The sequence below is a fragment of the Pseudomonas sp. LBUM1645 genome, from assembly GCF_059716185.1.
Window position 1 is genome coordinate 1101225 of record NZ_CP166811.1, and the last position, 20142, is coordinate 1121366.

Here is a 20142-nt window from a genome sequence, read left to right on the forward strand (position 1 = left end):
CCAGGAGCGCTGCCATGCAGGGAATGTCGGAGCAGGAACGCTACAAGCCCTATAACTCACGCACCATTCGAGACACGCCGTACTGGCAGAAACTGACGCCAGCGTTGCAGGAAGCCATGACCGTCGTGGCCCGGGTCATGCCGTTTCGCACCAATGAATATGTACTGGGCACGTTGATCGACTGGAACAACATCCCGGACGATCCGATTTTCCGCATGACCTTTCCCCACAAGGACATGCTGCTGCCGGACGAGTACGCGTCGCTCAAGCAACTGATCGACCTGGATGACACTGTCGCCATCAAGCGGCGGATCGAGGCGATCTGGTTGCGCATGAACCCGCATCCGGCCGGGCAACTGACCCACAACGGAGCGACCCTCGACGGAAAAGTCCTGCCGGGCATTCAGCACAAGTACCGCGAAACCGTGCTGTTTTTCCCCGGTGCGGGTCAGACCTGTCACGCCTACTGCACGTTCTGTTTCCGCTGGGCGCAGTTCATCGGCGAAGAAGAACTCAAGTTCAATGCGCGCGAATCCCTGGAGCTGGTGAGTTACCTGCGGGTGCACACCGAAGTCACCGACGTGCTGATCACCGGCGGCGATCCGATGATCATGAACACCCGTTCGCTGGCCGGGTACATCGAGCCGTTGCTGGACTTGCCCCACCTGAAAAGCATCCGCATCGGCACCAAATCCGTGGCGTATTGGCCGCAACGGTTTGTCAGCGACAAGGACGCGCCCGAGCTGCTGGAGCTGTTTAAGCGGATCGTCGCGGCGGGGAAAAATCTCTCGATCATGGGGCACTACAACCACCCGGTGGAGATCCGTCAGGACATCGCCCGCCAGGCCATTGAACGCATTCGTTCCAGCGGCGCGACGTTGCGCATGCAGGCACCGGTGATTCGGCACATCAACGAGAACCCCGCCGACTGGGCGGCGCTCTGGACCGAAGGCGTGCGGCTCGGCGCGGTGCCTTATTACATGTTTGTCGAGCGCGATACCGGCCCCAGCCATTACTTCGCGATGCCGCTGGCCCGGGCATTCGAGATCTTTCAGGCGGCGTACCGCACGGTGTCCGGATTGGCGCGCACGGTTCGCGGTCCGTCCATGAGCACCTTCTACGGCAAGGTGTTGATCAACGGCATCGAAACCGTGGCCGGGGAAAAAGTCTTCGTGCTGCAGTTCCTCCAGGCGCGCGATCCGCAATGGGTGTTGCGCACGTTCTATGCGCGATTCGATCCGCAAGCGACCTGGTTCGATGAGTTGCGGCCGGCGTTCGGTGAGCGCTTGTTCTTCTTTCAGCCCGAGCCTGTGGCGGCGCCCGAATTGATACCGGTTCTGCTCGAAACGGCGTAGGACGATTCATCAGGAGATATGGATATGAGTGGTATTCCGTTTGATCAGCGAGAAGGTTTCATCTGGCTCGACGGCGAGTTCGTCGAGTGGTCCCAGGCCCGTCTGCATGTGCTGACCCACGGTCTGCATTACGCGAGCACGGTGTATGAAGGGGAGCGTGTCTATAACGGCAAGATCTTCAAACTGCGCGAACACAGCGAGCGTTTGTATCGCTCGGCTCAGTTGATGGATTTCGTCATTCCCTATGAGCTTGCCGAACTGGAAGCGGCCAGCCATGAGCTGCTGCAACGCAACAACGTGGTCGACGGTTATCTGCGGCCAGTGGCCTGGCGCGGCAGTGAAATGATTTCCACCTCCGCCCGCTTCAACAGCGTCCATGTGGCGATCGCCTGCTGGCAATGGCCGAGCTATTTCGACCCGGCCGGGCACATGGCCGGCATTCGCTTGAAAACCGCCGAGTGGCGTCGTCCGCCACCGAGCTGCAGCCCGTTTGAAGCCAAGGCATCCGGGCATTATCAGATCGCCACGCTGAGTAAGCACGATGCTGAAAACAGCGGTTTTCACGATGCCTTGATGCTCGACTGGCGCGGCAACGTTGCCGAAGCCACCAGTGCTAACGTGTTCTTCGTCAAAGGTCGGACGTTGCACACCCCGGTGCCGGATTGTTTCCTCAACGGCATTACTCGTCAGACCGTCATCGAATTGGCCAAGGCGCTGGATTACCAAGTGGTCGAGCGAACCATTGTTCCTACGGAGCTTGGCGACTTCGACGAGTGCTTTCTCACCGGTACCGCTGCCGAAATCACACCCGTGCAGCGTATTGATGAACAGCACTATCGACCGGGCAACGCCTGCCGCGAATTCATTGCCGCCTACACCTCAACCGTCAACGCCTGATAAACCGCCAGGAATCTCACCATGTCAGATCAAGGGATTGTTGCGTCTAAACCTTACGTTTCACTGGGCCACCGCCACGAAGAGTTGTCGGCACGAGGCTGGACGGTGCTTACGCCGGACGAGTTCGCCGACGATGTGCTCGGCACGCTGCAGGAGTTCGGCCCGGTCATTCCGCAATTCAACGGGCAGACCGCGTTCGCCATCACCCGCAAGCCGGGGTACGAAGACTTGCCGTATTCCCAGAGCATGAACGGAATCGGCCCACACACCGAAGCGCCGGTTTATGGACCGCCGCCGCGCTACCTGGCGTTGCATTGTCATCAACAGGCCACGTGCGGTGGCGGGCATACAGGGCTGGTGGACGGTTATGAATTGCTGGCGTTCCTCGAACGCACCGACCCCGAGTTGCGTGAATGGATCGACGACACGCCTGTGGAGTTCGTCGCCACCGCCAAACCCGGTGAAGCCGAGCAACGCCGGGTCAAGGAGTACATTCTGACGCCTACAGAAGACGGTGATATTTTCCGCTTCAGCTACAACCAGTTTCACTACGGCGATGTGAATCCTTCCAAGGAAGCGCTGCTTCACTCGCAAGTCGCCAATAGTTCGTCGCCCCTGGCCAGGTTTGCAGTCCTGGGCGAAGCGTATTTCGTTGAGCACAACACACCGGTGCTGATTCCCGACGGATGCCTGCTGATTTGGGACAACTGGCGAATGATCCACGCCCGCAGCCGATACACTGACCCGGCGCGAAACCTGACCCGCTACTGGCTGGCCTGATTCATCCGTCGCCCTTAATTCTATTGGCGTACCCGTCTTCGGGTACGCGTCCTACAGGTATCGCGTCATGCAAACAGCAATCGAGATCGCCAAGGTCGATCATCAACTGGTCGTGCGACTGAATCAGGCGTGGACCAAAAGAGCCACCGTGTGTGCACCGGACAAGGCCGAGGCCAGCGAAGTGTTCGACCCGACGCGCCCGGATTACCCGGAGTGCATGGTGCCGTTTTTCCATCATCCGAAATTCCAGGCCCTGAGTGATGAACTCAAAAGCACCGTGGTGACCTGGGGCTGGATCGGCTACAACCTGCGCACGGTGACCGCCGAAGAACACGTGGTGAACCCGGCGCTGAGCGTCATCGCCAATCAATACCTGGGCAAGGATGACTGGCATTTTCGCGAGGCCATGCAACAGACGTTGATCGACGAGCACTACCACACGCTTATGCACCTGCGGGCCATCGAACGGACCAAGGTTGAGCGAGCACTCGATCAGGACCTGGATTTGCCGCCGTCGGTCACCTATCTGCGGCTGATCGCCCTGCGCGAGGAACTGCCGGAGCAGTGGCAGCGCGACCTGGCAGCGATCACTTTTGCGGTGGTGGCCGAGATCAGCGTCAACGCCTATCTGGATTTGCTGGCCGACGATCAGAGCATTCAACCGCAAAACCGCCGCGTGGCCGAACTGCATAACCGCGACGAATATGCCCACAGCAAAATTCTCGCCGAAGTGGCGAAGGTCATGTACGCGAACATGCAGCCGCCCCAACGGCTGTTTTTCGCTCGCACGTTGTCGGTGGCGCTGAGTGCCTTTGTCGCCCAGGACTACTCGATGTGGGAGGCAATTCTCACGCAGCTGGGGGTCGAAGACGCCGCGCTGATCATTGCGGACACCCGGGAGAGCAACAAGAACGCCACGATCATGCGGGACTACAGTGGCCTGCATCGCCTGGCACAGGATCTGGGGATTAGCGACGAGGTCGATTTCGACTTCCGTCCGACCCTCAAAGCCACCGCAGCGGCCTGAACCAGGAGGTGAATATGTCCGTTCCTGTGTACGAAGTATTCGCGATCCGTGTCGGCGCCAATGCCCAGCGCACCGCCCGGGAAAACTTTCTCTATGACGCCTGCTGCGGGGATCCGAATGCGTCGATGCCGTTGGATTACTACTTCTGGGTCATTCGTAACGAGCAGCAGGTGATCGTGGTCGACACCTGTTTCCAACCGGCCACGGCAGACCGGCGCAACCGTCAGATGTATCGCCTGCCGGAAGAATCCCTACGCCAATTGGATATTGATCCAGCGCAGGTCGACAACCTGATCCTCACCCATTTGCACTGGGATCACGCCGGCAATCTGTGGCTTTTTCCGAAGGCCACGGTGCATTTGCAAGAAGCGGAACTGCGCTTCTGCACCGGGCCGAAAATGGCCCATCACACGGTGAACAAAACCTACGAGGTCGACGACGTGATGTCGGCGCTTCCACCGCTGTTCGAGGGGCGGATGCGTTTGCATACAGGCACGGTCGAGGTGATTCCAGGTGTGACATTGCACCCGGTGGGCGGGCATACACCGGGTAGCCAGGTGGTGCGGGTGAACACCGAGCGAGGGTGGATTGTTCTGGCCTCGGATGCCGCGCACTTGTGGGCCAACATCCGTCAGCGCAGTCCGTTTCCGATTCTTGATGATTTGGCGCAGACGCTTGAGGCGTTCAGTCTCATCGATAGCCTGGCTGACGGCGAAGACCATGTCATACCCGGCCATGACCCTCTGATCGCTGAGCGCTTCCCGCATTGGAATGACGATCCGCACATCATTTGCCTGCACCAAAAACCATTCTGAATGCCCCGCATCCTGTAGGAGCTGCCGAAGGCTGCGATCTTTTGATCTTGAAAATCAAAAGATCGCAGCCTTCGGCAGCTCCTACACGGGGGTGTTTAGCCCTGGTTTTTGAGGAGTTGGCCGAGGGTCGCCAGCGCTTCATCTATCCGCGATGAATACGGCGCGCCGCAACCAATGCGCACAAAGTGATTGAAACGCTGGCCGTTTGAAAAGATATCCCCAGGCGAAATCTGGATGCCCGCCTTCAACGCCTCATGGAAAAACGCCATGGATGAATGGTGGCGCGGCAGTTCCGCCCACAGCAACGTACCGCCTTGGGGATTGGTGACGCAGGTGCCGGCGGGAAAGTAGCGAATGATCGCCGCGCTCATTTGCTGGCGTTGGTGAGTCAGGATTTTCCTCAAGCGGCGTAGGTAACGTTCGTAAGACGGTGTCTTCATGAACGCACTAACCGCCAGTTGCGACAACGCTTCACATCCCCGGGACTGGGTGTGTTTGAGCATTTCCACACGGTCGTGCCATTTCCCCGCGCTGATCCAGCCCAGGCGTATGCCCGGTGCCAGGGTTTTGTTCAGGGATGCGCAATAGATCACGTTGTCGGTGCGGTCCCAGTGCTTGAGCGTGGACAGCGGCTGCTCGGTATCCACCAGATCGCCATAGGTGTCGTCTTCGATCAGCACCGTGGCGTGCTCGGCGCACAGCTGCACCAGCCGCGCCTTGTTGGCGTCGGGCATGATGCTGCCCAGCGGATTTTGCAGATTGGGAATGACGATCAGCGCCTGAATCCGTTCGGGACCTTGTAGCAATTGTTCGAGGGCGAACAGATTGATTCCGGCGTGCGAAGTCGCCGGGACCTCCAGCACCCGCAGGTTCAGGCTTTCGAGAATTTGCAGCAAGCCGTAAAAGGTCGGTGATTCCACAGCCACGGTGTCACCCGGTTGGGTGACCGCGCGCAAGGCCAGGTTGATCGCTTCTGTCGCGCCGTTGGTGATCACAATCTTCTCCGCTGGCAGGTTGGCCTTTGCGGTCAGCGCCCGTCGCGCAAGAATACTGCGCAATGTGCTGTTGCCGCAGGTGGAACCCGCCGCGCCGAGCAAGTGCGGATCGTGACGCAGCGCCTTGATCATATGATCTTGCAGGATCTTCAACGGATAGAGTTCCGGCGCGCAGAAGGCACTGGCGAAATTGACCTTGATCGTCGCGCGCTGACTGGCCTTGAGGACCGATGACACCTGCTCGTGAATGCCGACGTAGACGCCGGTGTCCAGAGGCGGGGGAGGAGCGATCGGGACGGGTTTGCGCAACGTATCGGGCTGGCGAATGTAGTTGCCGGAGCGCGGCCGGGCTTCCAGCACGCCACAGTCCTCGAGTTCCCGGCAAACCTGCACCGCGGTCGACAGGCTGACGGCGTGTTTTTCCATCATCAGCCGAATGGAGGGGAATCGTTCACCGGTTTTCAAGGTGCCGCTGCGGATCGCATCGAGGTAGTGGTTGGCCAACTGACGGTAAAGGGGAGTTGTGTTCATGATGACCTCAGCAATCGCACCACTGAAGTCTTGGGCTGGAAAGTGAGTTGACGCTCCCTGCAGGCGGACCCGTGGTGCTGAAGGGTTAAGGAAAAGTGTTTTTCTGGCGCCGAATCACCGTGGCTTGAGTGCCTTTGGGCATTGATTGCCGAATGGGGTGGCACTTTGCAACTGTCGCGGTGTGGGCGACGACGACAGGAAGGAAAATTGTGGGTTTTATAAAATCACGGGCAATAAAAAGCCCCGCTCTAGGGCGGGGCTCTTGGGTCAGTGGCGCCGAAGCGCCGCTGATGGATCGTGTTACTGCGCGGCGATGCTGTAGCCATCGAACGCGGTTTGCTGCTGAAGCGCGGTGATGATGTTCTTGCGGTTAACCGCTTGTTCGGCCCCGGCATTGTCGAGGAACGTCTCGCTTTCCAGCTCCGCTTCTTCGCCTTCGCCGACGAAGGTGAAGCCCAGGAACTCCAGCGCTTCACGGTCAACGTTCAGTCGCGAACGCGGGGTGCGCAGCGGCAGCGTCACGCTGATACCGTCTTTGCTGATGGTGAACACTTCGACATCTTTCTTGGCGCGAGCAGCCTTGCTTTTGCTACTGCTAGGGTTGCTGATGGCCTGGTGGGTCTGGTTCAGCACTTTCAGTGCGAGGCCATAGACCAATTCCTGAAATGCCGGGTCGTCCTTGAAGCTGGAGAGGATCCGGCTGATCGGGAATTTGCTGCTCAAATCTTCCAGGGCTGCAATGTCGGCAGCCTCGGCGTCCTTGAGCTGCTTGAGTTCGCCCATCAAATCGTAGGCTTTATCGTCGTCGAAGCTGTCGTGAGCCTGGCGAATCGCGGCGCGCAGCTCGCGGATCTGGTCGCTTTCCCGGGTGGACTGGAAAGCGTCCAGGACCATCTCGCTGATGGTCTTGGCCTGGGGCACGTGCTGTGAAAGATTGATGGAGTTTTCGTATTCCGCTTTGGACGACAAGGTGACTACGGATTCAGCGGTATTGGAATCGGACATTGAAATTTCACTACTTCTTTTAACTTGGATTGAGGCGAGAAAGCTCTGGGCCTTTTCAGGCCGCCTAATCTATTGGACCGAGGCGGCGTTGTCACGGATGAACAGGCGGCTGGTCATCATTTTTGGCACAGCGGCTTTTAACTGGCGGCTATCGGGGGGCGTTTTTCCTGAAGTGTCAGCAGCAGCCGATAAAACTTCAACGCCCGACCGCTGATCAATCCACAGACAAAACCGGAAGCCGACGCCTTGAGCAGCAACATCTCAAGAGTGGCGGACATTTCCGGGTGAACGTCATCCTGGTAGCCGAAGTAATAGTTCACCGCAAAAAACAGCAGATACAGCACCAGGGTTTTTGCTGTTCCCTGCACGATCAAGCCGGTTTGCGGATCATCCAGCTCAATATCCTTGCGTGGGAAAATCAGCAGCGCCACGAGGCTGCCCAGGATGACGGCGGCCAACCAGCAACTGACCGACAGCTGCGGATTCAGCATCAGGTTCAGCGAATAGAGTGACCAGCCCAGCAAGATCGGCGCGGTGACGAGCAATGAAGTTTTGCTTTCACGGGTCGGGGACAGGGCTTTGACACCGAAGTAGCACAGCAGCAGAAAAATCGCGTAAACCCACAATGGGGTGTTTTGCAGGGTGTTGAGCATCGTGCAGCGTCCTTGCCGAAATGAGTGCCGGGATATTAGCCGTTGCTGTGGCCCAGGCAGTCGACTATTTCCCCAGCGAATTCAGATTCATCGACCGCACCGCCAATTGCTCGGCCGTTTGCTGATCCACCGCCAACGAAAAGCGGAAGGTCGCGCCGCGTCCGGGAACATCAATCAGCTGGATCTCGCGGCCATGCAATTGCAGGATCCGGTGCACGATGCGTAACCCCAGTCCGCCATCACGCCGTGCGCCGCCAATGTTGAACGGGCGCAGGAACAGACCTTCGCGCAATTCGGCAGCGATGCCGGGGCCGGTGTCGCTGACGGTCACTTCGATAAAAGGTCCTTGAGGACGCAGGCTGAGCTCGATTTCTCCCCCTAGCGGGGTGTGGCGCAGGGCGTTGTCGAACAGGTTGGTGAGCACCCGCTCGATCAACCCAAGGTCGGCGCACGCCGCTGAAACATTGGGCGCGAAGGTGGCCTTCAGTTCGACGTGACGCGCCTCGGCCGTCAGTTCGAACTTCTGGAAAATGTCCTGCACCAGATCGGTCAGCGAGAAGCGCTCCAGCACCGGTTGCACGAAGCCATGTTCCAGGCGCACCAGTTCCAGCAGCGATTGCGCCAGACCACCTACCTTGCGGCTTTGATCCAGCGCGATACCCAGGTAACGGCGGCGGTCGGCGGGTGACAACGTGGCGTCCTTGAGCGACAAGGTTTCCAGGTAACCGTGAAGCGAGGCGAGAGGCGTGCGCAGGTCGTGGGAGATGTTGGCCACCAGTTCGCGGCGTTCCTGATCCTGGCGGGTCAATGAGCGCCATTGCTCACCGAGGCGCGCCTGCATCTGCCGGAAGGTGGCGTCGAGTATGGCAATCTCATCGTGGCTGGCGGCTTTTTCCGTCGGGACGGATGCAGGCGGCGTTACCGGAGCACCATCAATGTCGAACTGGCTGACGGTTTCGGTCAAACGGCGCAAAGGTCGGGTGATGAGGGCGAATGCCGTGAGACCGGCAATCAGGCACAGCAACGCCACCAGCCCGATGGACAACAGCGCGGTATTCAGGGCAGCGCTGGTGGCACCGCGTTCGGCGAAGCGGTCGTGCTCTTCGCTCAGCAGCACCACATACAGATAACCCACCGGTTTGCCATCGACCTGTAATGGCGCGGCGCTGAACACTTTGCGGCCATCGACGCTGCGCGGATCGTCGCCGAGAATCGGCAGGGCATCGCCCTTGAGCAGACGCTGGATCGGCGCCAGATCGACCCGCTCCCGGCGTATCCGACCCTCGGGCGCAGCACTGCCGACAATCTGGCCCTCGGGGTTGAGCAGATAGACCTCGACACTGGGATTGACCAGCATCAGTTTGCTGAACAGGTCGCGCACGGCGTCGGGCATCAGGCCTTTGGTGTCCATCAGCACGGTGTCATGGGCGATGTGTTGGGCCAGATCCCGCGACAACCCTTGCACCACTTCCAGCTCATGCATCTGGTTGGACCGCACCTGCATCCAGGCCGACGTGCCGCAGCACACCAGCAGCAACACGGCGAAAACCAGAGATAGGCGCTGAGTCAGGGTCAGTCTCACGGCTGCTCCTCCCTGGCCGCGAATTTGTAGCCTCGTCCCCATACCGTGAGGATGCGCGCCGGTTGTGCCGGATCGGCCTCGATCTTTGCCCGCAAGCGGTTGATGTGAGTGTTGACGGTGTGCTCGTAGCCTTCATGGCTGTAGCCCCAGACGGCGTTGAGCAGATCCATGCGCGAGAACACTTTGCCGGGCTGACGGGCGAAGAAATACAACAGGTCGAACTCCCGTGGCGTGAGGTCGAGGCGGCGACCGTCAAGGGACACATCGCGAGTGATCGGGTCGATGGAGAGGCCGTCCGTGATCAGGCTGCCGGCGTCCATTTTCAGATTGCGGGCCATGGCGTCTACCCGTCGCAATAGCGCTTTGACCCGGGCCACCAGTTCGAGCATGGAAAAGGGTTTGGCCAGGTAATCGTCGGCGCCGAGTTCGAGCCCGAGAATCCGGTGCACTTCGCTGGAGCGCGCACTGGTAATGATGATCGGTGTGTAGCGGGCCATGGCGCGGGCCCGGCGGCAGATTTCCAGGCCGTCGACGCCGGGCAGCATCAGGTCGAGGATCAGTGCGTCCCAGCTTCCTTGCTGCAGCAGGCGCATGCCTTCATCGCCATCGGCGCAGTGCACCACCTCGAACTGCTCATCGCGTAGATGCAGGCAGATAAGGTCGGCGATATGCAGGTCGTCCTCGACCACGAGGACGCGTTTGGTCTGTTCCATCAAGCTCAATCCTTCGGCGCAATGAGCGCATTGTGCGGGTTTTCCGGGGCCTGAGTTATCACGAATTGTTTAACTTCTCGTGAGGATTTGGCGATCAACCCAAGCCTAGGCTGTGTTCCATGACAGGCACCTGGAATTTTCGGAGACGACCATGTTTTCACGGCGACAGTTTCTCTTAGCAAGCGGCGGGCTAGGCGCTGCAGCCCTGGTCATCGGTGTATTGCCAAAATTTGCCGCGCGTTCTGCACTGGTCAGTGATGCCGACGCGGCAGAGGTGTTCGAGGTGACTCACAGTGACAGCGAATGGCGCGCCATGCTCAGCGCCGAGCAATACGAAATCCTGCGCGAAGAGGGCACTGAACGGGCCTACAGCAGCCCGCTGAACAACGAGCACCGGGAAGGTACGTTTGCCTGTGCCGGTTGCGGCCTGCCGCTGTTTTCTTCCGCGACCAAGTTCGACAGCCGTACCGGTTGGCCGAGCTTCTGGGCGCCGCTGGACAAGGCTGTGGCCACTCGTCAGGACCGCTCCTTCGGGGTGCTGCGCGAAGAAGTCCACTGCCGGCGTTGTGGTGGTCATCTGGGCCATGTCTTCGACGATGGGCCCAAACCCACCGGTCTGCGTTACTGCATGAACGGCCTGGCGATGACATTCGTGCCGCAGGCGACTTGATCCGCGGGTACTCCCTTTCACTCATTTTTGCAGGTCGACGTTATGTGGCTTCTGGTCCTCGCTTATCTCGGTGGTGTGCTGACGATTGTCAGCCCGTGCATCCTGCCGGTACTGCCCTTTGTCTTCGCTCGCACCGGGCAGCCGTTTATGAAGAGCGGGTTGCCGCTATTGGCGGGAATGGCGCTGACCTTTGCGCTCGTCGCCTCGCTGGCAGCGGTGGGCGGCGGTTGGGTGGTGCAAGTCAATCAGTACGGTCGCTGGCTCGCGTTGCTGTTCGTTGCATTGTTCGGGCTGACGCTGTTGCTGCCGCGATTGGCCGAGCGTCTGACCCGGCCACTGGTGGCAGCGGGCAGTCGGTTGTCGGAAGCCGCGGGCGCCGATGCCCGGCCGCGTCCCGGCGCTTCGTTCCTGATCGGCGTCGCCACGGGCCTGCTCTGGGCTCCGTGCGCCGGGCCGATTCTGGGTCTGTTGCTGACAGGGGCCGCGCTGCAAGGGGCAAGCATCGCAACCACCTTGTTGTTGCTGGCCTACGCCGCGGGTGCCGCAACTTCCCTCGCGGTGGCGCTGCTGCTGGGCGGTAAAGTCTTCGCGGCGATGAAGCGTTCCATCGGCGCTGGCGAGTGGCTGCGTCGAGGTCTGGGCGCCGCGATGCTGGCCGGTGTCGCGGCCATCGCCCTGGGGCTCGACACCGGGATTCTGGCGCGGGTTTCGACGGCGTCCACCGGCGGTATCGAGCAGGCGTTGGTGGGACGGTTGGTCGGTAAAACACCGAACGGTAGCGGGGCGATGATGGCGCAGGTTCCGGCCTCGGGAAGTGCAATGAAAGCGGCTGACAAAGCACCGGGCGCACTGCCGATTGAAGGCAACCTTCCACCGCTGGACGGCGCGGTGCAATGGCTCAACTCGCCACCCCTTACAGCGCAGGCCTTGAAAGGCAAAGTTGTGCTGGTGGATTTCTGGACTTACTCCTGCATCAACTGCCTGCGCTCGCTGCCTTATGTGAAGGCTTGGGCCGAGAAGTACCGCGATCAGGGATTGGTGGTGATTGGCGTCCATGCGCCCGAGTTTGCTTTCGAACGAGACGTAGGCAATGTCACCAAAGCGATGAAGGACCTGGGCATCAACTACCCGGTGGCCATCGATAATGACTTCAAGGTCTGGCGAGCTTTCAACAACCAATACTGGCCGGCCCACTATTTTGCCGACGCTCAAGGTCGCATCCGTTATCACCATTTTGGTGAGGGCGAGTACGCCGAATCGGAACGGGTGATCCAGCAACTGCTGCGCGAAGCAGGTGCCGCGAAGGTCGCGGACGGCCTGATCAATGCCAGTGCCGAAGGTGTTCAACTGGCCCCGGACATGAATGAAGTGCAATCACCGGAAACCTATGTCGGCTACCAGCGTGCCGAGCATTTCGTGCCTGAAACCAGCCTGGTGCCGGACAAAGTGTCGGCCTATAGCGCTCCATCGCAATTAGCACTCAACGACTGGAGCCTGGACGGTCAATGGAATGTCGGCTCGGAGCGAGCGACTTCTAGCGCACCGGCCAGTCGCATCGTCTACCGCTTCCATGCCCGCGATCTGCATCTGGTGCTGGGGCCTGGCACTGACGGTAAACCGGTGCGTTTCAAAGTGTTGATTGACGGAAAAGCCCCCGGCGATGCCCACGGTACCGACGTGGCACCCGACGGCAGCGGCAGCGTGACTGAACAACGCTTGTACCAATTGGTGCGCCAAACCGGCGGCGTGACGGATCGGACCTTCAGCATCGAGTTTCTAGATCCCGGAGTGTCGGCGTATGCGTTTACGTTCGGTTGATCGTCATTCCATTCATTCAGGAATCAGCCTCATGAAAACCCTATTCACCTGGCGCCGCGCCCTGTTGGGCCTGGCCGCTGCCGGCGTCATCGGCCAATGCCTGGCGTTCTCCTTCGGTGCGGCGGAAGACGCGGTCATCATTCCTCCACCCACCCTCGACGAAACCACCCAGGCCGACAGCGAAAGGGCGGTCTTTGCCGGCGGTTGCTTCTGGGGCGTCCAAGGTGTGTTCCAGCATGTCAAAGGGGTGAAGAAAGCGGTCTCCGGTTATGCCGGTGGAGCTGCGAGCACCGCCCAATATGAGCGGGTCAGCGACGGCGATACCGGTCATGCGGAATCCGTCGAAGTCACCTTCGACCCCCGTCAGGTCAGCTACGGCACCTTGCTGCAAATCTACTTCTCGGTGGCTCACAACCCTACCGAACTCAACCGTCAGGGACCTGACCGCGGCACTCAGTATCGCTCGGCGCTTTTCCCGGAAAACAGCGAACAGCAGCGTATCGCCCAGGCCTACATCGCCCAGCTCGACGCCGCCCGTTCGTTCAACAAACCCATTGTCACCAAGCTGGAGACCTACAACGGTTTCTACCCGGCGGAGGAGGAACATCAGGATTTTCTGACCGAGCACCCGACCTATCCCTACATCGTGATCAACGATCTACCGAAGGTCGCGCAGCTGAAAAAGCTTTATCCGGATCGGTATCAGGAGAAACCGGTGTTGGTGAAGGCGGGGATGTGAATGGCGGGTTGGCTATTTACGACGCGGGCGCTCCATCGCAATGGTCGACGTTTCAAAACCCAGGCTTGAAAAGAAATCCGAAGCGCCTTCCCGGCCTGCTCGCAGAACCCAGGTCATGTCGGTGTTCTCACCCATGACATGTTCAACCAACGCACGCCCGACACCTTCACGTCGATGCTGTCCACAGACAACGACCATCGACAGATAACCGTTTGATAGGCTGTCAGTGATGCCTCGGGCAAAACCAATAATTTGGGAGTCCTTCATAGCAAGGGCTGTGCGTTGGGAGTGAGCGATCAACTGAGCAAAATGTTCAGCGGAACCTGTGCGGTGAGCCCACCCGTTCTGCCCCAGAAAAAGGCGTACGCACTCTACTTCCGAGGGCAGTACATCGCGGACATGCAAGGCGTTGTTCATCCGGAAATCACATTCTTGCCCGCGATCTTCGACCGATACAGCGCTTGATCAGCCCTGGCCAGCAGTCCGGTCTGTTGTTCTTCTTCAAAGCGCTGAACCACGCCAAAACTCATGGTCACTTGAAAGTCCCCCACTGGCAGCAGGCTTGCGAGGTCATGGCGGATACGTTCGGCGAGGGTCCGGGCGTCGGCGAGTGGTGTATTGGGTAGGATCAGGATGAATTCGTCGCCACCCCAACGCGCGAGCAGATCGCCTTCACGCACGCAGTGCTTCACGCTATCGATCACCTGCACCAATGCCGCATCACCCAGCGCGTGGCCATAGTGATCGTTGATGTTCTTGAAGTCGTCGATGTCCATCGCAATCAGCGACAGCGGTTGTCGAAAGCGCTGGGCGCGTTCGCATTCCTGGGGCAGGGATTTTTCCAGAAGATAGCGATTGGCGATTGAGGTCAGTGTGTCGGTTTCCGCCAGTTTGCGGTTTTCTTCGAGTTGGATTTGCAGTTGCTGATTGACGCGAGACAACTCTCGGGTGCGTTCTTCAACGATTGCTTCAAGGGATTGGTTGCGCCGTTCAAGCGCTTCGTACAGACGCTTCTTGTCTTCGATGCTGCGGTGCGCGCCGACCATCCGCGCCACCGAGCCGTCGGCATTGCGTGCCAATACGTAGCCACGGTCTTCGATCCAGGTATAGCTGCCATCCTGTTTTCGGCAGCGATACTCGGCCTGATAGCCGGGGGCGCGCTGATTCAGGTAGTCGTCGAACAGCGCCATGACCTGCGGGTAATCGTCGGGATGGATCACGTTTTCCCAGGTCAACACGTTGTTATCCAGGGAATGAGGCGGGTAGCCGAGCATCTCGTACCACCCGGGGTTGCGATAGACGAACCCGGTGTTGGCGTTCCAGTCCCAGATGCCGTCGCTGACCAGCTCCAGAATGGTGTGCAGCATGTCTTCGTTCAAATCCGACAGATTGAACTTCAACGGCTCGATATTCGACGCTTCACCCATCTCCGCACTCCTTGCCGCCCTGATATCTAAGTGACCCGCCTGTCGAGGAGATTAGTGCATGGGGTATTCGGTCGGCTAGTGCTTGCCCCATCTCTGCAAGGCAAAGTCGACGAAACTACGCAGTTTTGGCAAACGGTAGCGATCCTGGGCATACATCAGGTTCATTGGTCGGCTCGGCGGCAGGTAATTCGGCATCAATGCCACCAGTTTTCCGTCCTTGAGATCTTGCTCCATCAACGCATCAGGCAACACCACGATGCCCATACCGGTTCGCGCCGCTTGATGCAGTCCTGCCGAACTGTTGATCAACATCGGTCCATTGACCGCTACCGCCACTTCTCCCTCGGGACCGGTCAGGCGCCAATGTTTTTCCACCGACTGCCAGTCATCCCCGGCCGGATAGGCAAAGGACAGACAGTCGTGGTGTTGCAGATCATCAGGTTTCTGCGGTGTGCCTTTGCGCGCCAGGTACTCCGGTGATGCACACATGGTCAGGCTGTAGTCGAGGAGTGGACGGGCGATCAGGTGGGTCTCCACGGTATTTCCCAGGCGGAACGCCACGTCGAAACCGTTTTCGAGCAGGTCCGGACGGCGATTGGTGAGGACCACATCCAATTTGACGCGTGGACACAGCAGGGCGAATTCACTCAGGGCGGGTGCCAGTTTTTCGGTGCCGAACGTCAGCGGTGCGGTGATGCGCAAGGTGCCGCTCGGTTCGTCGAGGGCTTGCTCGGCCAACCGTTCGGAATCGGCCACCAGCCCCAGCACTTCGAGGCAGCGCTGGTAATAAGCGGTGCCGAATTCCGTTAACCGCTGGCGTCGTGTCGTACGGTTGAGCAGGCGCACACCCAGGCGTTGCTCCAACGCCCGCAGGTGATTGCCGACCATGGTCGTGGACATTTCGCAATGCAGCGCGGCGGCGGTCATGCTGCCGGTTTCCACCACTCGGACGTAAACGGTCATTGCCTGGAACAAATTCATTATCAAGCCCAGCTTTAAAATGATTGAAGTGTTGCAGCGTTTATCTAGCTCAGGTGGCTAACCATACTGCAAAAACACCGACCATTGATGGAGCTTGATGTCATGACCGCCGCCTGCCTGATGACGACTTACCAACCCTTGGCCTTGAGTTTCAGCAAGGGCCTGGGCACGCGCCTTTGGGATCAGGCCGGTCGTGAATACCTGGACGCGGTGGCGGGCGTGGCAGTGACCAACGTCGGTCACTCCCATCCGAAAATTGTCTCAGCCATCAGCGAACAGGCTGGTCTATTGCTGCACACCTCCAATCTTTACAGCATCGACTGGCAACAGCAGCTGGCGCAGAAACTGACGCAATTGGCGGGCATGGAGCGAGCCTTCTTCAACAACTCCGGTGCCGAAGCCAACGAGACGGCGCTGAAACTGGCGCGGCTATATGGCTGGCAAAAAGGCATAGAACAACCGCTGGTGGTGGTCATGGAAAACGCCTTTCATGGCCGCACATTGGGCACCTTGTCCGCCAGTGATGGCCCGGCCGTACGCCTGGGTTTCAACGAGTTGCCGGGGGACTTCGTCAAAGTGCCATTCGGCGACCTCAAGGCGCTGGACAAGGTGCAGCAAGCCCACGGCCCACGCATCGTGGCGATCCTGATGGAGCCGATTCAGGGTGAAAGCGGTGTCCAAATGGCCCCGCCCGGTTATCTGAAAGCCATTCGCGAACTCTGCACTCGGCGCTCGTGGCTGCTGATGCTCGACGAAATCCAGACCGGCATCGGCCGCACCGGTCAGTGGTTTGCCTTTCAGCACGAAGGCATCGTTCCGGACGTCATGACCCTGGCCAAAGGCCTGGGCAATGGCATTCCCATTGGCGCCTGTCTGGCCCGGGGCAAAGCCGCCGACCTCTTCACCCCCGGCAGTCACGGCAGCACCTTCGGCGGCAATCCACTGGCCTGCCGCGTGGGTTGCACCGTGCTGGAGATCATCGAGGAACAAGGGCTGCTGGAAAACGCCAAACTTCAGGGCGAGCGTTTGCTGGCCAAGTTGCGCATCGAATTGGCGGACGACCCGAACGTCCTGGAGATCCGCGGCCAGGGATTAATGATTGGCATCGAACTCAAACAACCGATTCGCGACCTGACCCTGATCGCGGCGCGGGATCACGGCTTACTGATCAACGTGACACGGGGAAAGACTATTCGCTTGCTGCCACCGCTGACGATTGATGAGCGGGAAGTGGAGATGATTGTCAGAGGGGTGTGTCGGGTGCTGAAAGTGGCTGAAATCCCTAGGACTCACGCAAACCTTTCGTAGGAGCTGCCGAAGGCTGCGATCTTTTGATCTTGATTCTGACCGGAGCTGAAGTCGCTGAAGATCAAAAGATCGCAGCCTTCGGCAGCTCCTACAGGATCGGCGTTTCCGTCAGTGTAATTGGCTTGCCAGTGCTGGTTGTTCCTGTCCGCAAAGTCGCGATCGACTTGAGCAAGCGTTTCGCATTGGCTTTCGAACTTAAAAGGTAAGCGGTTTCATCACTTGCTTTGGGGGTGGCCGCAGAGCCTTTTCCAAAGTGATCGCTATCTGATTGTTGGACGGTTCGCATTGTGTTCTCCTCATCGAGAGGCACTCAGTATCCCTCGACTTCCCAAAAGACGTTTCCGTGACCTATGTAATCCCGATCCGATTAACACGCCATCCCCAGCGCTCAATTGCGCCAGGTGCGGGGTGGAGAATGGATAAAATCATTCATTTGCGCTCGGCTCACGAGTTGCCGTTTCGAACCGCTGAACTCATCGAACAGACGCTGATGCGCGGCAAATCCACTGGACTCTTCGCGCGTACGATAGCTGCCGGCCCAGTCGAGCAACGCAATCAACAACTCGTCATTCTTGTCCCGCTGCGCCTCTCGCTGACGAACATTGGCAACACATTCCTCATCTTCAACACACAGCCAGATCAGTGCTGTCGCCCGGGGTAAGAGTTCGCTGATGATCCAGCCGTAAACGCCTTCGATAACCCAGCGCTCTTCACTGGCCACCACCCGTGCCATGCCCAACGCCTCGGCACGGGGGCGGGCGATGCTGTGTTCATCGGACAACCAGTGAATCGAATCGAGATCGACCCACGGCACTTGCAGGTGCCTGGCCAGTCGTTCGGCCAGCCAACTTTTGCCGGAACCGGAGTTGCCGATGATCAGGGTTCGAGTGAGGTCCATGATGACTCGCCATTTCAGTCTTCGTTGTCAGGCGCAACCATCCGCGTCTTCGGCGAACCGTTTGAGTTGTGCTGATAGATCTCTTGCGGCTGTCCTTTTTCATTAAAGAACACTTGCCCGATCCCCGCCGAATTCCACAACCGTTCACCCGCTTCAGCATGTTCCGGGACATGGGGAACAATGCGCATGCGCCGGCGTTTGGTCAGCCAGTTCAGCGGTGAGCGGGGCGAGTAGAGCCAGCGGTTGAGGCGGTCGAACCACTCGAGCAGCGCGGGCGGGAACTCGTTTTTGATGCCGCTGCTGGTGATCTGCCAAATGCGCGGGCCGGCCTTGCGGTGTCGGATCAGTACTTCGTAGACGAAGGAATAATGCACATCGCCCGACAGCACCACGTAATTACCGGGTGTGCGCGAGTGTCGGAAAATGTTCAGGATCACCTGGGCCGCACCGCGATGGGCCATCCAGTTTTCGGCGTCCACCAGCAGGGGATAACCGCACCAGCTGAAAACGCGCTGCACGGTTTCGATCAGTTTGACGCCGAAGATCGGTGCCGGCGAAACGATGATTGCCGAAGGGTGATCGAGCAGTTCCTGTTGCAGTTCGCTGAGGGCTTCCCAGTCCAGCAAGCCCGATGGCTGCTTGAGGTTCATCTCGCTGCGCCAGCGCCGGGTGCGGGTGTCGAGCACAACGATGGCCGGGCTGGTGGGCAGCACGTAATGCCAGTTCTGAAACCTCAGCAGCTCGTCAATCAACTCGTCTTGAATGTCGCTGTCGAGGTAGCGGTCATGCCCGGTCGCGCTCAATCCGCCGGCCTTCTTCAGCACAGCGCCGAACGCATCCGGGTTGTTGCCCCAGCCCTGGCACAGCATATAAGCAATCAGCGCGTTGCCGATGATGCGCCTGGAGAACGGATGGCCGTAGGCCGTTTCCTCCCATTGCGCGGATAGATTCCAGTCATCGGTAATATCGTGGTCGTCGAAAATCATCAGGCACGGCAGGTGAGCGAGTGCTCGGGCGACACCTCCAAGGCCGGCTTTGAAGCCATTAATGTGCGACTGCTCAAGGGCATAACGTTCGCGTCTTTCAGGTGTCAGTGCCGGTGGTTGCGGGGCGATCAATGTCCAGGGTGTTGGCGACCAGACCAGCAGGTACATGGCCATGACTTCGGCGAACGTCACCAGATGGTTGTCGGCACTGCTGCTGGTGAAAATCGGCTTACGCGCCCCACCGAAAAATCGCTCGCGCAGGGTTTCGTTGCTCTCCAGCGCCGGTAACAAATCCGCACGATGGTAGTAGCTGGCGGCGTGCTCGTAGAGTTTGGCGCTGTCACTGACCACCGCGCCTTCGAGGTGCTCTTCGAACAGCCCCAAGCGCTTGATCAAGGCATGGATGGCTCGCAGCATCGGCCCCGCGACATCGTCGGCATACACCTGATCGCCGCTCATCATCAACAGCGCCGGACGTTTGTGTGCATCCGGCTCGGCCTCCAGCAAACGATCAACGCACAGCAAACCGTCCGGGGCCGGATGGTGAGGTTTGCGGCAGGAACCGTGCAACAGATGATCGGCCCGTTTACGCAGGACGAAGTTTGGGCAACGGGCGTCGCCGTACAGCAAGTGCGGAGCCCAATCGGCAATGCCTGCACCAGCGTCGTCAATCAGCAGGTCGTATTCGATTAACGTGTCGCAGGGCAGGGCGGTGTCCAGTGACACATCGATCAAATGAACAAAGGCCTGGGTGCCCACCGCAATGACCGTGCACTGACTCGCATCGAGGTGGATAGCGTCGCGATCTTGCAGACGCAACGTCAGCGACAGAGCCCGCGACCCCACCAGCCACATCACCAGTCGAGTGGGCTCCAGACGCCGCAACAGCGGCCCGACCAGGACAGGTGGCAAGGATTGATGATCGTCAGGCAGCGGCAAAGACATGGACATCCGGGTTTTTG

The 20142-nt window shown here is 59.3% G+C and carries 20 protein-coding genes; 9 read left to right on the forward strand and 11 right to left on the reverse strand.

The window, feature by feature from the left end; translation table 11 throughout:
- The first annotated feature begins 14 nt into the window (after nt 1–14).
- From ACA079_RS04750 to ACA079_RS04770, 5 genes are all read left to right on the forward strand, one after another.
- On the forward strand, nt 15–1355 hold the full coding sequence (locus ACA079_RS04750) for a KamA family radical SAM protein (protein ID WP_497702735.1): 1341 nt from the start codon (nt 15–17) through the stop codon (nt 1353–1355).
- 24 nt (nt 1356–1379) lie between these two features.
- On the forward strand, nt 1380–2252 hold the full coding sequence (locus ACA079_RS04755) for a branched-chain amino acid aminotransferase (RefSeq protein ID WP_497702736.1): 873 nt from the start codon (nt 1380–1382) through the stop codon (nt 2250–2252).
- 21 nt (nt 2253–2273) lie between these two features.
- The gene (locus ACA079_RS04760) at nt 2274–3032 is read left to right on the forward strand and encodes a TauD/TfdA family dioxygenase (RefSeq protein WP_497702737.1); all 759 of its coding nucleotides are present in this window, start codon (nt 2274–2276) and stop codon (nt 3030–3032) included.
- A 67-nt stretch (nt 3033–3099) separates the two neighbouring features.
- A complete protein-coding gene (locus ACA079_RS04765) occupies nt 3100–4059 on the forward strand; it encodes a diiron oxygenase (protein WP_497702738.1) in 960 nt (319 codons plus the stop codon).
- A gap of 14 nt (nt 4060–4073) precedes the next feature.
- Nucleotides 4074–4874: an N-acyl homoserine lactonase family protein gene (locus ACA079_RS04770; RefSeq protein WP_497702739.1), complete on the forward strand. Its 801-nt coding sequence runs from the start codon at nt 4074–4076 to the stop codon at nt 4872–4874.
- A 95-nt stretch (nt 4875–4969) separates the two neighbouring features.
- Here the strand turns inward: ACA079_RS04770 and ACA079_RS04775 are convergent, their stop codons facing one another.
- From ACA079_RS04775 to ACA079_RS04795, 5 genes are all read right to left on the reverse strand, one after another.
- Nucleotides 4970–6400: an aminotransferase-like domain-containing protein gene (locus tag ACA079_RS04775; RefSeq protein WP_497702740.1), complete on the reverse strand. Its 1431-nt coding sequence runs from the start codon at nt 6398–6400 to the stop codon at nt 4970–4972.
- A gap of 300 nt (nt 6401–6700) precedes the next feature.
- On the reverse strand, nt 6701–7405 hold the full coding sequence (locus ACA079_RS04780; RefSeq protein ID WP_497702741.1) for a hypothetical protein: 705 nt from the start codon (nt 7403–7405) through the stop codon (nt 6701–6703).
- A gap of 137 nt (nt 7406–7542) precedes the next feature.
- Nucleotides 7543–8058, reverse strand: coding sequence for a hypothetical protein (locus ACA079_RS04785; RefSeq protein WP_497702742.1), 516 nt, complete (start codon nt 8056–8058; stop codon nt 7543–7545).
- Nucleotides 8059–8122: 64 nt separating this feature from the next.
- Entirely contained in the window at nt 8123–9640 is a 1518-nt protein-coding gene (locus ACA079_RS04790) for a sensor histidine kinase (RefSeq protein WP_497702743.1), read from the reverse strand.
- Complete coding sequence (locus ACA079_RS04795; protein WP_123365373.1) at nt 9637–10353, reverse strand: response regulator transcription factor; 717 nt, start codon at nt 10351–10353, stop codon at nt 9637–9639. The genes ACA079_RS04790 and ACA079_RS04795 overlap by 4 nt, the downstream gene beginning before the upstream one ends.
- Before the next feature lie 151 nt (nt 10354–10504).
- Between ACA079_RS04795 and msrB the strand changes: the two genes are divergently transcribed.
- From msrB to msrA, 3 genes are read left to right on the forward strand one after another with little or no spacing between them, the layout of a single operon-like run.
- Nucleotides 10505–11023, forward strand: a complete 519-nt coding sequence (gene msrB, locus ACA079_RS04800; protein ID WP_497702744.1) for a peptide-methionine (R)-S-oxide reductase MsrB — start codon at nt 10505–10507, stop codon at nt 11021–11023.
- 42 nt (nt 11024–11065) lie between these two features.
- Nucleotides 11066–12841, forward strand: a complete 1776-nt coding sequence (locus tag ACA079_RS04805; RefSeq protein ID WP_497702745.1) for a cytochrome c biogenesis protein DipZ — start codon at nt 11066–11068, stop codon at nt 12839–12841.
- Between the two features lie 31 nt (nt 12842–12872).
- Nucleotides 12873–13580 (forward strand): peptide-methionine (S)-S-oxide reductase MsrA, encoded by a 708-nt coding sequence (gene msrA, locus ACA079_RS04810; RefSeq protein WP_497702746.1) that lies wholly within the window; start codon nt 12873–12875, stop codon nt 13578–13580.
- 12 nt (nt 13581–13592) lie between these two features.
- On the opposite strand, the gene ACA079_RS04815 is transcribed toward msrA, so the two are convergent.
- From ACA079_RS04815 to ACA079_RS04825, 3 genes are all read right to left on the reverse strand, one after another.
- The gene (locus ACA079_RS04815; RefSeq protein ID WP_497702747.1) at nt 13593–13997 is read right to left on the reverse strand and encodes a GNAT family N-acetyltransferase; all 405 of its coding nucleotides are present in this window, start codon (nt 13995–13997) and stop codon (nt 13593–13595) included.
- Nucleotides 13994–15007: a sensor domain-containing diguanylate cyclase gene (locus ACA079_RS04820; protein ID WP_497702748.1), complete on the reverse strand. Its 1014-nt coding sequence runs from the start codon at nt 15005–15007 to the stop codon at nt 13994–13996. Before ACA079_RS04820 ends, ACA079_RS04815 begins: the two co-directional genes overlap by 4 nt.
- Nucleotides 15008–15082: 75 nt before the next feature.
- Nucleotides 15083–15988 (reverse strand): LysR family transcriptional regulator, encoded by a 906-nt coding sequence (locus ACA079_RS04825; RefSeq protein ID WP_497702749.1) that lies wholly within the window; start codon nt 15986–15988, stop codon nt 15083–15085.
- 102 nt (nt 15989–16090) lie between these two features.
- Here ACA079_RS04825 and ACA079_RS04830 point away from each other — a divergent pair, with 102 nt between their 5' ends.
- Nucleotides 16091–17296: an acetylornithine transaminase gene (locus ACA079_RS04830; RefSeq protein ID WP_497702750.1), complete on the forward strand. Its 1206-nt coding sequence runs from the start codon at nt 16091–16093 to the stop codon at nt 17294–17296.
- An 88-nt stretch (nt 17297–17384) separates the two neighbouring features.
- Here the strand turns inward: ACA079_RS04830 and ACA079_RS04835 are convergent, their stop codons facing one another.
- From ACA079_RS04835 to ACA079_RS04845, 3 genes are all read right to left on the reverse strand, one after another.
- Nucleotides 17385–17582, reverse strand: coding sequence for a hypothetical protein (locus ACA079_RS04835; RefSeq protein WP_497702751.1), 198 nt, complete (start codon nt 17580–17582; stop codon nt 17385–17387).
- A gap of 102 nt (nt 17583–17684) precedes the next feature.
- A complete protein-coding gene (locus ACA079_RS04840; protein WP_497702752.1) occupies nt 17685–18194 on the reverse strand; it encodes a P-loop NTPase family protein in 510 nt (169 codons plus the stop codon).
- Nucleotides 18195–18208: 14 nt separating this feature from the next.
- Nucleotides 18209–20131: an alkaline phosphatase D family protein gene (locus tag ACA079_RS04845; RefSeq protein WP_497702753.1), complete on the reverse strand. Its 1923-nt coding sequence runs from the start codon at nt 20129–20131 to the stop codon at nt 18209–18211.
- Between the last annotated feature and the right edge of the window lie 11 nt (nt 20132–20142).

What these genes read in the sequence shown, in the direction of transcription:
- ACA079_RS04750 (WP_497702735.1), top strand. Translation starts at nt 15, where the DNA reads ATGCAGGGAATGTCGGAGCAGGAACGCTACAAGCCCTATAACTCACGC.
- ACA079_RS04755 (WP_497702736.1), top strand. Translation starts at nt 1,380, where the DNA reads ATGAGTGGTATTCCGTTTGATCAGCGAGAAGGTTTCATCTGGCTCGAC.
- ACA079_RS04760 (WP_497702737.1), top strand. Translation starts at nt 2,274, where the DNA reads ATGTCAGATCAAGGGATTGTTGCGTCTAAACCTTACGTTTCACTGGGC.
- ACA079_RS04765 (WP_497702738.1), top strand. Translation starts at nt 3,100, where the DNA reads ATGCAAACAGCAATCGAGATCGCCAAGGTCGATCATCAACTGGTCGTG.
- ACA079_RS04770 (WP_497702739.1), top strand. Translation starts at nt 4,074, where the DNA reads ATGTCCGTTCCTGTGTACGAAGTATTCGCGATCCGTGTCGGCGCCAAT.
- ACA079_RS04775 (WP_497702740.1), bottom strand. Translation starts at nt 6,400, where the DNA reads ATGAACACAACTCCCCTTTACCGTCAGTTGGCCAACCACTACCTCGAT.
- ACA079_RS04780 (WP_497702741.1), bottom strand. Translation starts at nt 7,405, where the DNA reads ATGTCCGATTCCAATACCGCTGAATCCGTAGTCACCTTGTCGTCCAAA.
- ACA079_RS04785 (WP_497702742.1), bottom strand. Translation starts at nt 8,058, where the DNA reads ATGCTCAACACCCTGCAAAACACCCCATTGTGGGTTTACGCGATTTTT.
- ACA079_RS04795 (WP_123365373.1), bottom strand. Translation starts at nt 10,353, where the DNA reads ATGGAACAGACCAAACGCGTCCTCGTGGTCGAGGACGACCTGCATATC.
- msrB (WP_497702744.1), top strand. Translation starts at nt 10,505, where the DNA reads ATGTTTTCACGGCGACAGTTTCTCTTAGCAAGCGGCGGGCTAGGCGCT.
- ACA079_RS04805 (WP_497702745.1), top strand. Translation starts at nt 11,066, where the DNA reads ATGTGGCTTCTGGTCCTCGCTTATCTCGGTGGTGTGCTGACGATTGTC.
- msrA (WP_497702746.1), top strand. Translation starts at nt 12,873, where the DNA reads ATGAAAACCCTATTCACCTGGCGCCGCGCCCTGTTGGGCCTGGCCGCT.
- ACA079_RS04815 (WP_497702747.1), bottom strand. Translation starts at nt 13,997, where the DNA reads ATGAACAACGCCTTGCATGTCCGCGATGTACTGCCCTCGGAAGTAGAG.
- ACA079_RS04820 (WP_497702748.1), bottom strand. Translation starts at nt 15,007, where the DNA reads ATGGGTGAAGCGTCGAATATCGAGCCGTTGAAGTTCAATCTGTCGGAT.
- ACA079_RS04825 (WP_497702749.1), bottom strand. Translation starts at nt 15,988, where the DNA reads ATGAATTTGTTCCAGGCAATGACCGTTTACGTCCGAGTGGTGGAAACC.
- ACA079_RS04830 (WP_497702750.1), top strand. Translation starts at nt 16,091, where the DNA reads ATGACCGCCGCCTGCCTGATGACGACTTACCAACCCTTGGCCTTGAGT.
- ACA079_RS04835 (WP_497702751.1), bottom strand. Translation starts at nt 17,582, where the DNA reads ATGCGAACCGTCCAACAATCAGATAGCGATCACTTTGGAAAAGGCTCT.
- ACA079_RS04840 (WP_497702752.1), bottom strand. Translation starts at nt 18,194, where the DNA reads ATGGACCTCACTCGAACCCTGATCATCGGCAACTCCGGTTCCGGCAAA.
- ACA079_RS04845 (WP_497702753.1), bottom strand. Translation starts at nt 20,131, where the DNA reads ATGTCCATGTCTTTGCCGCTGCCTGACGATCATCAATCCTTGCCACCT.